The 11,999-nt window shown below is 65.5% G+C and carries 9 protein-coding genes and 1 pseudogene; 5 read left to right on the plus strand and 5 right to left on the minus strand.

Translation table 11 applies throughout. The features are described from left to right. Positions 1–14 precede the first annotated feature (14 nt). Entirely contained in the window at positions 15–749 is a 735-nt protein-coding gene (locus tag Pen02_RS41070) for a tyrosine-type recombinase/integrase (RefSeq protein WP_239142036.1), read from the minus strand. A 459-nt stretch (positions 750–1,208) separates the two neighbouring features. Between Pen02_RS41070 and Pen02_RS41075 the strand changes: the two genes are divergently transcribed. Continuing rightward, a complete protein-coding gene (locus tag Pen02_RS41075) occupies positions 1,209–2,009 on the plus strand; it encodes a hypothetical protein (protein ID WP_203871626.1) in 801 nt (266 codons plus the stop codon). A gap of 245 nt (positions 2,010–2,254) precedes the next feature. Then, positions 2,255–2,777 (plus strand): annotated as a pseudogene (gene pyrE / locus Pen02_RS41080) (orotate phosphoribosyltransferase). 93 nt (positions 2,778–2,870) lie between these two features. Here pyrE and Pen02_RS41085 read toward each other — a convergent pair. After that, positions 2,871–3,521: a hypothetical protein gene (locus tag Pen02_RS41085; RefSeq protein ID WP_203871627.1), complete on the minus strand. Its 651-nt coding sequence runs from the start codon at positions 3,519–3,521 to the stop codon at positions 2,871–2,873. A 625-nt stretch (positions 3,522–4,146) separates the two neighbouring features. On the opposite strand from Pen02_RS41085, the gene Pen02_RS41090 reads away from it, so the two are divergent. After that, positions 4,147–5,010, plus strand: a complete 864-nt coding sequence (locus Pen02_RS41090) for a hypothetical protein (RefSeq protein WP_203871628.1) — start codon at positions 4,147–4,149, stop codon at positions 5,008–5,010. Between the two features lie 117 nt (positions 5,011–5,127). After that, positions 5,128–6,000 carry a hypothetical protein gene (locus Pen02_RS41095; protein WP_203871629.1) on the plus strand — a complete coding sequence of 291 codons (873 nt, stop codon included), beginning with the start codon at positions 5,128–5,130 and terminating at the stop codon, positions 5,998–6,000. A 371-nt stretch (positions 6,001–6,371) separates the two neighbouring features. Here Pen02_RS41095 and Pen02_RS41100 read toward each other — a convergent pair whose 3' ends face one another. The 3 genes from Pen02_RS41100 to Pen02_RS41110 all read right to left on the minus strand — a co-directional run bounded on the left by Pen02_RS41100 (position 6,372) and on the right by Pen02_RS41110 (position 10,129). Beyond that, positions 6,372–7,832 (minus strand): tyrosine-type recombinase/integrase, encoded by a 1,461-nt coding sequence (locus tag Pen02_RS41100; RefSeq protein ID WP_203871630.1) that lies wholly within the window; start codon positions 7,830–7,832, stop codon positions 6,372–6,374. A 116-nt stretch (positions 7,833–7,948) separates the two neighbouring features. Then, positions 7,949–8,230: a DNA-binding protein gene (locus Pen02_RS41105; protein WP_239142037.1), complete on the minus strand. Its 282-nt coding sequence runs from the start codon at positions 8,228–8,230 to the stop codon at positions 7,949–7,951. Between the two features lie 684 nt (positions 8,231–8,914). Beyond that, complete coding sequence (locus tag Pen02_RS41110; protein WP_239142038.1) at positions 8,915–10,129, minus strand: tyrosine-type recombinase/integrase; 1,215 nt, start codon at positions 10,127–10,129, stop codon at positions 8,915–8,917. A 663-nt stretch (positions 10,130–10,792) separates the two neighbouring features. Between Pen02_RS41110 and Pen02_RS41115 the strand changes: the two genes are divergently transcribed. Further along, on the plus strand, positions 10,793–11,794 hold the full coding sequence (locus Pen02_RS41115) for a DUF4268 domain-containing protein (protein ID WP_203871632.1): 1,002 nt from the start codon (positions 10,793–10,795) through the stop codon (positions 11,792–11,794). Positions 11,795–11,999 lie beyond the last annotated feature (205 nt).

Below are 11,999 nucleotides of genomic sequence, written 5' to 3' on the forward strand. Positions count from 1 at the left end.
GCCGTGAGCGCTTGCTACGTCCCGGAGGCCATGTACGCGGCGAGGATGTAGTTGGGATGCCGGTCGAGGTTCTTCCGGGCCCGGTCATATCGCATCGTGGTTCGCGGGTCGGCGTGGCGGGCGGCGATCTGCACGTCGCGCAGGCTGACGCCGGCGTCGAGCATGGTGGTCACGAAGGTGTGGCGCAGCATGTGGGGATGCATCCTCGGCATCCGGATCCCCGCCGTGTCGGCCAGGTGCTTGAGCCGGCGGGTGGCGGCGTGCCGGTCCATCCGCGCGCCGTGGGTGTTGCGCAGGATCGGCCCGCTGGTGCGCTCGTTGACGGCTCGGTCGATAGCTCGGGCGACCGCCGGTGGCAGCGGGACGAGCACGACCTTGCCGCCCTTGCCACTCACGCGTAGGACCCGGTGGCCGTGCTCCTCGCCAAGGTCGGCGATGTTCGACCCGCAGGCTTCGAAGATCTGCAGGCCGAGCAGGCCCAAGAGCGCGACCAGGGCGAAGTCGTTCGGGTTCGAGGACTGTCGGGCGGTGGTGATCAGGGCTTCGAACTGCAGGTGTCCCAGGCCGAGGGTCGGTGAGTCGGCCGGCACGGTGGGCCGGCGGACGTAGTCGGCCGGCGAGTGTTCGAGGATGGCGTCGATGACGCAGACGCGGTAGAAGCCGACCACGACCGAGAGCCGGCGGGAGACGGTCGAGGGCTGGTACCGGCGTACGTCTTGTAGCCAGCGCACGTACCCCTCGATGTCCACCCGAACCGCGGTCAGCGGGTCAAGGCCGTGCCCGGTGCACCAGCGTAGGAAGACACGCAGGTCGGACTCGGTATGGACGCGAGTCTGGCCACCGTAGCGGCCCAGGAAGGCAGACACTGCGGCTCGCAGAACGAGTTGATCGGCAGGCACGACACCGGAAGCGGGAGGAGGATAGGCAGCCATACCCCACCGTGCGTCACCAGCGGTGATGACCGCCAGCACGTCACGAGCGGCAGAACAGGGCGCCGACTTAATGGTGGCTCCGGATGGCCGCACCCGTGATGCTTCAGGAGAGGGTGGCAGCCCGTTCGAGCCGGGCCGAGTCCGGGGACGCCTCGCCGTCCTGTGGCGGAGCGACCCAAGCCCTATCCCAAGCGGACAGCGACATGAGTGGTGTCCTGGTCCGGGGCATCGTCATGTCCCTGAACCGACGGGCGGATGGCCGCTACCATCCCGGTCGTGACGCCCGTCGACCCCGAACGCGGGCCATCGGTGTTTCGGGCTGTCCGAGACCACCGCCGGCCACCTGGCGAGCTGACGGCCAGGGTGCGGATACTGCTCGTACTCTGCCTGATCTCTTGCGGCCTGGCCGGCTACCAGATCGCGATCCGATCACTCGTCCACCGCGTCGGCGTCACGCCGACGCTCGGGCTTGCCGTCGTCGTACTCGGCCTCGTGGCCGTCGGGCTGATCGGATGGCGGCTGGCCGCAGGCCGTTCGCTAGACCGGTGGTGCACCCGTAACGGCTGGTCACCTGCTGCCGCACGCGCTGCGTGGCCCTGGACACCGCAGCAGACGCCGCCGGGCGCGGTCACGGTACGGTTCGCCGCCGTCAAAACTCTGCGCGGACTGTCGATCACGGTTGGCGAGCTGTCCTGGACCCGTGACGGGCTCGGCGGCAGCGTGGAAAAGCCGAACGGAGACGGTGTCTTCACCGTGGTACGGCTGCCAAGGTCATATCCCGCCACCGCTGTGCAACGCCGCCGGACCATCGGCCGACGCCGGGCCGGGGAGGACGAGTTCCTGCGGAAGTTCCGGTTCATCGTCGACGAACCGTACTTCGCCCACCAACTTGCCGATCCCGCGTTGCGCGCCGCCCACCTGACCGGACGCATCCCCCGATGGGCGATCGTGGGCGACGAGCTCTACATGGTCGTCGCGTCCCGGCTTCCTCTGCGCCCCACTCAAATGGTCAGGGCGACGGAGCAGGCACTGTATCTTTTGCGGTTGCTTGGCATTCGGCCGCCCGACGCGGCTTGACCACGTCCGACAGACTCGATGTAGATCGGTGACCGTGCGGTTCGTGACCATTGCTTCGAGCTGCAGGTCGCCCAGGCCGAGGGTCCGAAGCGGGAGCAAGTAAGGCAGCGATACCCTCACCATGCGTCACCAGCGGTGGCGAAGGCCAGCCCACCCGAAGCGGCAGTTGAGTGTGTAGGGGCGGCGCGCTGGAGCCGCGTTTGAGGGGTGCCTCCTGCGGCCGGATTGGATGCGAAGCTGAACCTGTGACCTACCCACTCGCACGCCGCGTCTACGACACCTGCCACCTGAGCGGACGTTTCCGTCTTCGATCCGGGCAGGTCAGCGAGGAGTACTTCGACAAGTACCTGTTCGAGGGAGAGCCGGGGATTCTGCGTGAGGTGGCCGAGGCGATGGTGGCCCTGCTGCCGGAGTGCGACGTGTTGGCGGGGCTGGAGATGGGCGGCATTCCCCTTGCCACGGTGATGTCACAGCTGACCGGGCTGCCAACCGTCTTCGTACGCAAGCAAGCCAAAGAGTACGGCACCGGCAAGGTCGCCGAAGGTGGGGCTGGGCGGTCGACGCGTCGTACTGATCGAGGACGTCGTGACCACCGGAGGGGCGCTACTGGCGTCGTGCCGCCAACTCCGGGTGATCGGCGCCCAGGTCGAGACGGTCGTCTGCGCCATCGACCGCGAGCAAGGCGGCCGGGAGAACCTAGCCGCCGAAGCGCTACAGCTCCGGGCCGCCCTCACCCGTCACGATCTGGAAGCCGCTGTGAAGGCGTGACAGCAGGACCCACCCGATCAGCGGCAGATCCGGATGGCTTGGATGTTCTAACAAGGCGTTTCTTTGGGCGTTGGAGGTCGGCCGTGCAACGCGTCACGCCTGCCAGGCGGCGGGGTCCTTGTAGTGGTTCTCGACCCCCTTGCGCAGGACCGCGCGCAGCCGTGGCAGGTGTTCGGTGTCGGTGGGCAGGTGCAGGCTGTCCAGCAGGGCCAGGGCCTCGGCCGGGGCAAGGCTGCCGTAGACGGCGTGATAGCTGCCGAGCAGGGCGCGGAATATCGCCGGACGAAGCTCGGCGACAGCAGCGGCGGCCTGATAGACGTCGCGCTTGTCGTTCCAGCCGACCGAACCCGAGTCTTCCAGGACGTGGCGGGCGCGCAGGTGCAGCGGACCGGTGGCCAGCTCGTGCAGGCGGCCAGCCGCTGCGAGACGGCGCACATCATCGCCGAGCAACGCGTCGAAGGCGGTCCTGGCGGTGTGCCCCACAAGCCAGTACGTCCGCAAGTGCAACCGCAGGTGCTCGATCGGCTCGGGGACTGCCATCCGGGCGCGGAAACCGGCCCAGAAGGCGTCGGTGACCGCCGGGTCGGCGTTGTCGCAGACGTAGGCGTTCAGATGAGTCAGCACATCGAAGGCGCAGGTCAGGTCTAGCAGTCCGAGCGCCGTGTGCACGCGTTGGACGGCAGCCAGGCCCTCGTCGGCAGTGATCTCGAATGCGGTGTGGAAGGCCACGTCCTCGTCCGACATCTCCTCCGATGGCGTGCCGCCCCACCTCCACCGATTGGGCCCGATCGGCGTGAACCCATATTCAGCCAGGTATCGCAAGGCCAAGTCGGTATCCGTCGCACTCACCCACGGCAGTGTGCCCGGCGAGAACTCGGATGTCCACGCGATTGCATGGACACTCCTTGGCCGAGGTGTGGACGGCGGCCCAGCCGACCGACTAGAGCAGTACGCGCCCAACCCGAACCTGAGACGCCCGGAAATCGATGCTAGTCAGCTCGATCCCAACGAGAAGTGCACGGAGCGTCACGGCCATACCGGACTCCACGCTGAGTCGGCGGCATGAGCGGATGCGAAACGATCTTGGCTGATTCTTTGGCCGGTCATGGCGCGTAGGTGGTTCGCTTAGGGTTTGACGGTGCTAGGTGCCGGCGTCACAACCGATCGCGCCTGACGATCTGGACCGAACTGCGGGCAGGCGCCATGGACGGCTATGCCCTGTCGCAGAACTGACACCGGGCCCGACTGTTCGGCCGGTGCCTTACCACGACAGTCAGCGACAGACTGCCTCGGTGGCTGATGTGATCGGATGTTGTCGATCATCTTTGGCGGCGATTGACTCTTTGATCAAATATCGCAGGAGGCGCATGTGACTATGGTGGATAACTGCCCTCGCCTGCTCGACCTCGCTGAGATCTCCGCCCTCTATGCTCAACTGACTGGCGTGCTTGCCGGATTTGCGTTCACTGCTCTCGTGGTGCTCCTTACTCCGACGCAGGTCGACGAACGTCGTAGCCGGAGGTCTCGTGACAACGGCCTCCTGCTAGCACTCTTCGCAGCTTTTGTCGCATTGGTCATCGCATCCCTGCGGTATTCTATATCAGCAGGTGAGACTGCAACCGAGTCTCTGGGGCGAGCAGCCACGCTGGAATTAATCAACGGCCTTCCCTTCGGCCTTGCCGCCATGATGCTATTTCAGGGCATTACACTGTTGTTTGAATCTGGTAACGCCCAGAGTTCGGCGGTGTGGGTTGCCCGAGGACTTGCGGTTGTAGTCGCTCCGACACTTACCCTGTACTACATTGCCAACGGTGCCTCCGATACCGAAACCGCGCGCGCAGCTGAGGCTGGTACCTGCCTTGTGGCCCCAGTGCCCCTCCTTGGTGTCACACTCACGTGGATTATCGCGGCGATGTTGTCGGCTTCGCTGGTACCTAGACTGCAGCCCCTGGTCTTGAGGCGATGGGCGCGGAAGGTGCAGCCCGGGATTCCAATCGCGGTGATAGTGGCAAGCGTAGCCGCAGCGCTCCTCGGGGGCGATATGGGGACCCGAGCACCCAACTTCATCCTTTCCTCTGCCGGAATCTCTTGGTATTTAAGCGGCACCTTCACTCTCTTGCTTATGTTGGGGCTTACCTTTGCATGGGGGCATGGGGAGGGCACTGTGGCGACTCAGGCTCTACAGCGAGTTGATGACCAGCAGGAAGAGGAGGCGACGGAGGGGGCACGGTAATTTGCGGCGCCCATTGCTCATTCTCGGCTGTCCGACTGGCGAGATCGCCTATTCAACTGTCGTCGAGTTCGGCCCCCCTCGGGCCGCCCTTTGGTAAACAAACCGGAGAATGCACGAATGTCGATCAATACTGGATCCCGGAAAACCGTGCTAGAAGCCCTGGATCAATCGGTCCTCACGCGTCGTTCAATCGAGATCTTTCCGCAAGCGTACTTAATGAACATCAGCATCATTCAAGGTGTGGCACTCAGCGTCATGACAGTTGAGACCGTAAACTTCCTCAAGGTCGCCGACCGGGAACTGATCCTGCCGTCGCTTGCGCAAACGGCACTGAGTCTGGCAGCTCTAATCATTGTGTCCTACGAGTACCTGTGGTTTACCACGCTCATGCGATGGACGCCAACGTTCCGTGACACCGCAATACCAGTCGCTCTCGGGGTCGCCGAGATTGTTCCACCGATGCTACTTGGGCGCACCTTCGCATGGTGGATAGCGTTATCCGTTTTTGCCATGCTGGGTGCGGCGGCGTTCCTCAACACCGTTAGCCGCCTCCGGGCAGAGATGTTTCCGGATCACGCTCCGGTATACGCGGCGATCCGCCGCCTACTCTGCCGCCTAGCTGTCGTCTGCACTCTAACGTCAGCTGCCGGGGTGTCCGTAGCCATCCTCGTTCATCGGAACCCCGGCCACGCACCCGTAATGTCGGCCGCGAGTGCTTGTGTGATCATCCTACTCAGTGTCGTTTTCATCATCGCATACAGCGAGGCGGTGCTCAACAAGGCCTACGCAGAATACGGCATCAGCAGGCGGCCCCCGCTATTCGACCGTTTGCAAGATCTTCTACGCCGTGCTCAGTCTCGGTTCACCCCAACTGGCGAGATTTTGCAAAACGGTGCCAGTGCTGCAGCGGATAACATTAGGCCGGATGTCGGTATCGGCAGCTCAGCGAAGGCCACCGAGCGTCCTCCCGAAAGCCCGTTTGAATCATGATCCCACCGGTGCTGACCGGGGCCTCCCCGACATGATCGAACGCCCTGTCATCGACAGAAGCGGATACCGAGCAGCCGGCGCAACTTGCGGAGTCCGTCACGCACGGTAACGCGCTGGGCTGTTGGGACAGCTGGCGATCGGAGCGAGGCCACGATCCCACACCTGGAAGGCCCGCTCTCTCGGTTCGTGAGCGGCGGGGTTGGCAGGGGGTGACCCAATCGAGGCGTCTCGCTCGGCTAGGCCGGCAGAAGGGCAGGCGTGCCCGCTGCGGTGGTCGCCTGGATGTAGACCTCGGAGATGCCGCCCTCTTGGTCGCACGCTGGGACAGGTGGGCGGGGAGTGGTCGATGTGAGGGCTCGTCTGTCGTGACGTCAGCTCGCGAGGCGGTGCCTGGGGACGAGGTCGGCGGCTGCTTGGGCTTTGGCGCGTTCGGTGGCCAGGTCGATGATGATGCTGGTGTAGGTGTCGCTGGTGATGGTCAGGCTGGAGTGTCCGAGTAGTTCCTGGATGTCTTTGAGGTCGCCGCCGGCGGCCTTGAGGTAGGTGGCGGCGCCGTGTCGTAGGTCGTGTAGCCGGATCGGTGGTAGGTCGGTGGCGGCGGCGAGTTTCTTGAAGCGTTTGCTGATGGTCTGGGGGTGCCATGGTCGCCCGTCGGGCTGGACGAAGTACAGCCCGGTCGCGGGCCAGTTCGGCCCGGCGTTGGCCTGCCATCTGGCTCGGCGTGTCTGGTAGGTGCGCATGGCGGCCTGTGTGCTGGTGTCGAGCCGGAAGAGGCGGTGGTTGGCGTTGCCTTTGATGTCTTTGGTGATCGGGGTGTGTCCGCAGGTGGTGATCTGTTGGGCGACGACGACTGTGGCGGTGTCGAGGTCGATGTTGGCGTCGGGGAGGCCGACCGCTTCGCCGCGTCGTAGGCCGCGGTGCAGTATGAGGAGGAACATGGCGTACAGGTCGGGGTCGTTGTCTTCGGCGTAGTCGAGGAACTGGCCCGCCTGGGCGGGTGTCCATACCATCACTGGGCTGGGCTGTTGTCCGGTGGCCCGCCAGTGCTCGACGGCCCGCGGCGTCCACACCCTCGGTTTGGGTGATCTGCCGCTCGGTAGTTCAAGGTGGGTGGCCGGGTTGAAGTCGATCAGTCGGTCGCGGATGGCGTCGTTGAGTGCCTTGCGGAGGGTGGCGCGGATGCGGTGCATGGCGGCCGGCCCGACGGTCCGCATGCCGGTGACATGGGCACGCGTCTCCGGGTTGTCGTTTTGGCGAGCGGTTTCGATGGCCACGTTGCGGTCCCCGATCGCGTCGAACATTCCCCGGAGGTGGGTGTTCCGGAGCCGTCCGATCGGGATGTGTCCGAGGTGGGGCCGGAGGTGCTGGGTGATGTGGGAGCCGTACCCACGTCGGGTGCTTTCGGCGAGACCGCGGCGTGCGGCGAGCCAGTTGTCGAGGTAGTCGCCGACCGTCGTGTCGGACGCGGCAGCGATTCCGGCGCCGATGCGGCGTGCTAGCACGTTGCGGTCCGGCAACGGCCTGCCCGGTTTGATCCCTAGGAGCAGGGTGGCGATCTGCACGGCGACGTCGTTGTCGTCGCCGGCCAGGGCGAGCAGCGCCTTCGCCTCATTCAGTTGGGAGTCGGCCGCGCTGCGGGTGGCGAACCCGGAGCGGCGCAACTGCCGCCGACGTTCGCCCGGGGAGACCGGGAGTTCGAGCTGGTAGCCCCACCAGCCGTGGCCGGGTGCCCAGGTGCCGTTGGGCCGGCGGAGCTGGGGACACGAGGCGCCGACCTTCGCGCCTTTCTCGTCTCGGCAGGAGCAGCGTTTCGTGACGGAGCCTCTGGCCATTGGTTTGGTCACACTCCTTTCAGGTGCGGAACCTGAATCTCAGGGACGACTTGGAGGCGTCCCTGTGGCGGGACAGGATCGAAGAAGGGGATATGGTGCGCATTGAGACGCGCGGGCTATTCCCCGCCGAGCAGTTTGATGATCGGCGTGGTCGGCACGACGTAGCGGTGGCCGACGCGGACCACCTTTACGGGAAACTGTCCGATCCTTGCGAGTTCGTACCCACAGCTCCGGGAGATGCCGAAGATTTGCGAAGCAGTGGAGACATTCGTGGTCAGTCCGAGGTCCCGGACGTCGTTGAGGGTCCAGACTGGTCGGATAGCTGGTCGCGGGGTCGGGGCTGTGGTGGGCATGGCTGTCATCTGGTTGGTTCCTTCCTTGTGCTGCTGTTCTGTCATCGTCGGTTGGTTGTGGGGAATCAGGACGGGACAATGCGATCCGTACGTTGTCCTCACGCCGCTGTCACCGCCCTGGAACCGTCGTCTAACTCTGTGAACACGCTTCTGCGGCAGTGCCCGACTTCCAGTCTCCGACCCAAGCTTCCGCGAAATAAGAAATTTTCGAAGGGTCACCCGATGGATTGGTCGATATCCTCTTCAGAGTGAAATAATGTGAACGACTTTTTGAATACACTGGTTCCGTTGAGTCAGCTCAATTCGTCGACATGGCGTGCAACGGCCGATGCTCCGCACTGCCCCGGGCCAGGCCACGGTCGACAGGCGTTCATGGATTCTGCGGCAGGCGGCTTCAGAAGTCGGCGAGACTTGGATCAGAGCGCTGGCGGGGCGCCGGCGATGCAGCATGGTTCTCCTGGTGCCGACCCGGTCCCTGGCCCGTGAGCGGCCAGTGGCCGTGGGAGCCGGGCTCAGTTGTGGGTCGGGGAGCGTGGTGCGACTGAGGTTCCGTCCATGTTGTCGTTGCGGCCGGCTCTGGCGTCCACTCGGACAGGCGACTGGCGTTGGTTGTCAGGCCGGGGCTGCTGGGCGCCGACGGAGCCCGGCCAGAGGCCAGGTCACCGGGATCGTGATCGTGGAGCCCGTTCGGCTTCGATGTGCGAGTTCGTCAACTGGCGAACGGGATGATCAGAGGGCCTGGGCACGCCTACTTCTGATTCGTTCGGCCACGGCGTCGGCTGCCTTGTGGTGGAGTTCCTTGGTGACGCTCTGGTAGGTGTCGCGGGTGAGTGTGGTGGTGGTGTGGCCGAGTTGTTCCGAGACGACCTTGATGTCGATGCCGGCGGTGAGGGCGATGGTGGCGGCGCCGTGGCGGAGGTCGTGGAGGCGGATGGGTGGTAGTCCGGCTCGGCGTACGAGTTTGAGGAATCGTTGGGTGACGAGGTTGGGATGCCAGGGGTGTCCGTTCGGGCGGACGAAGAAGAGTCCGGTGTCGGGCCAGACGGAGCCGGCGGCGAGGCGTTGCGCGGCGCGGCGGGCGCGGTAGGCGGTCAGGACGGCGGCGGTGTCGGCGTCGAAGGTGACGTCGCGGTTGCCGGCTCTGCTCTTGGGCGCTTTCTGCCGGACGGTGTGGCCGTGGGTGGCGATCTGGTTGTTGATCGTGACCTCTCGTCTGTCGAGGCGGACCTCGGAATCGCGTAGACCGCACGCTTCGCCGCGGCGCGTTCCGCGGTAGGCCATGAAGTGAAAGAGGGGATGCAGGTCCGGGTCGCGCCCGGCGGCGTGGTCGAGGAAGCGGATGAGATGTTCCTCGGTCCAGACCATGACCGGGCCGGGGACCTCGCCGGTCGCCTTCCAGCGCTCGACGCGTTCGGGTTCCCAGACGATGGGCAGTGGGCGGTCGCCTGGCGTCCTGACGAGCGCGGCCGGGTTGGTGACGCCGACGATGATCTCCTCGGCGAGGGCGTCGTTGATCGCCTTGCGGAGGGCGGCGCGGATGCGTTGACGGGTCGACGGGCCGCAGGGTCTGGTCCGGCGCACGCTTGCCCTGACGTTCGGGTCGGAGCTCGCCCTGGCGGCCCGTATCTCGGCGTCGCGTTCTGCGATGGCGGCGAACATGGCCTTGAGATGACGGGGACGGAGCGTGTCGAGTGGGAGGCTGCCGAGGTGGGGGATGAGGTGTGTACGGACTATGGATTCGTACCCCCGGATCGTGTTCTCGTCGACTTGCAGGCCGCTGAGCCAGGTGGTCAGGTAGTCGGCGACGGTAGGCACCTGTGTGTGCGGGCCGCCGGCGCGTAGCCGTCGCCGGACGTCGTCGACGTTGGGCAGGGGTCCACGGGTGCGGGCGGCGTACTGGAGCATGTTCCCGACTTCGACGCCCCGGCCGCGGTCGCGGCCCACCAGCGTGAGCAGAGCGCGGGCGTGGTCGCGTTCCGTCGCGGCGGCGGCGCGGCTGTCGAAGCCGCCTCTGCGCAGTTGCCGACGACGGCCGCCGATCGGCCGGGGAAGTTCGACCCGGTAGTGCCAGCGGCCGTGCTCGGAACTCCAGGATCCGTTGGCACGCCGTAGCTGGGGGCAGTGGCTGCTGACCATCTTGCCGGTACCGGTGTCACGGCAGCCGCAACGTTTGAAGATCGACCTGTCGGGCACCGGACCAAGCCTCCTATGCGACGGGTTCTGGTTGCCACCGCGTACGGCAGCCCGGCACCGCCTCTCCGGGCACCAACAGTGCCGCCGCAGGGGTGGTCGTTGGACCTGCCACTCTTCCCTCCCCTTCACCCGATGAACGAGCCGGCAGGTAACAGGTTGTCTTCATCACCGGATCGGGCTACGTCCCGGCAAGTACGCGAAGGACGGGGTCATGCCCGCCGAGCCGTCCGTCGCCGCTACGGCGGGCCGTACACGCTGCGCATCGGTCGCGGTAGCCCGACCAGCGGCTGATGCGGGCACGCCAGACCGCTCGTGGGGATGGCCCGGGGGACTTCGTGGCGACATGGATCATGAGTGTCCTGACACGGACCGGCCGGGCTAGGAGATCGACCCGGGTAACGCTAGCGTTGTGGCATGACGGCCTCCGACCCCGCGTCAGTCCTCGGGAAGCTGGAATTGGTCGACCTCAGAGATGTGTGGACCCATGAGGCGCACGGTTTTACGCCGTGGCTGTTGCAGAACGCGGAAGTCCTCGGTGAGACGCTCGGTATGGACCTGGCACTGTCGGCGGCGGAGCATCCGGTCGGGAGCTTCGCGTTGGATCTCATCGGGGTGGACGAGGCTACCGGCGATCGGGTGATCATCGAGAATCAGCTGACACAGACGGACCATTCCCACCTCGGGCAACTGCTGACCTATGCGGCTGGCACCGACGCGGTCAACATCGTCTGGGTCGCCAGCCGGTTCCGCGAAGAGCACCGCGCGGCACTGGACTGGCTCAACAACCGCACGGATGAGGTGACGCGCTTTTTCGGCGTCGAGATCAGCACCGTCCGGATCGGCAATTCGCCGGCAGCCCCTCTGCTGCGTATCGTTGCCCAGCCAAATGACTGGGGCAAGACGGTCAGGGCGAAGGCCCAGGCCGAGACCACGACCGCGCGCAGCCAGGCATACCAGCGGTTCTGGACCAATTTTCTTGAGGAACTGCATCTCCGGGGCCTGCCGTGGACGAGTTCGCGGAAGGGTCAGGCACAGAACTGGCAGACGCTGCGCTCGGGCGTCAGCGGCATCTCGTTCAGTTGCTCCTTCGGCCGGTCCGGCCTGTGCAGCGAGATCTACTTCCAGGACCCGGACGCGGGCATCAACGACACGCGCTTCGGGGCTGCCGAAGCCCACCGCCAAGCGATCGAGGACACGTACGGCGCCAGCCTGTCGTTCGAGCCTCTCGTCGGGAGGAAGGGCTGCCGGATCGCCGAGTACCGTCCGGGCGACATTAGACGAGCCGAGCACTGGGTCGACTACGTCGAGTGGTTCATCGCCGCGCAGAAGCGCCTCCGCACGGCGATGTCTCCTGTGCTGGGCGGACGTGGTCAGTTTTCGGCCGAGCAGCCGGGCGGCGACAGTCCGGTTGTGTGAGGAGGATAGGGCCATCCGTCGGGACCGCCGGTGATGGTGCTCGGTTCATACCTATCTCTGCAACGTTGATCGTGACCGGAGATCGACGGCGTGGTCTCTGTCAGCTACCGCCGGTCTGCCAGAGGTGCGAGGCGGGAGTCCGCAGTGGGCCCCTCTTCCACGAGCCATGGATCACAGGCGCTGGTGTCCAGCGTGTAGCCGATGT

It is taken from the genome of Plantactinospora endophytica (assembly GCF_016862915.1).
Classification (GTDB): Bacteria; Actinomycetota; Actinomycetes; order Mycobacteriales; family Micromonosporaceae; genus Plantactinospora; species Plantactinospora endophytica.

Excerpts from the sequence above, each read along its gene's own strand:
- Pen02_RS41085 (WP_203871627.1), bottom strand. The coding sequence starts at position 3,521 with ATGTCGGACGAGGACGTGGCCTTCCACACCGCATTCGAGATCACTGCC.
- Pen02_RS41100 (WP_203871630.1), bottom strand. The coding sequence starts at position 7,832 with ATGGCCAGAGGCTCCGTCACGAAACGCTGCTCCTGCCGAGACGAGAAA.
- Pen02_RS41105 (WP_239142037.1), bottom strand. The coding sequence starts at position 8,230 with ATGACAGAACAGCAGCACAAGGAAGGAACCAACCAGATGACAGCCATG.
- Pen02_RS41115 (WP_203871632.1), top strand. The coding sequence starts at position 10,793 with ATGACGGCCTCCGACCCCGCGTCAGTCCTCGGGAAGCTGGAATTGGTC.
- Pen02_RS41095 (WP_203871629.1), top strand. The coding sequence starts at position 5,128 with ATGTCGATCAATACTGGATCCCGGAAAACCGTGCTAGAAGCCCTGGAT.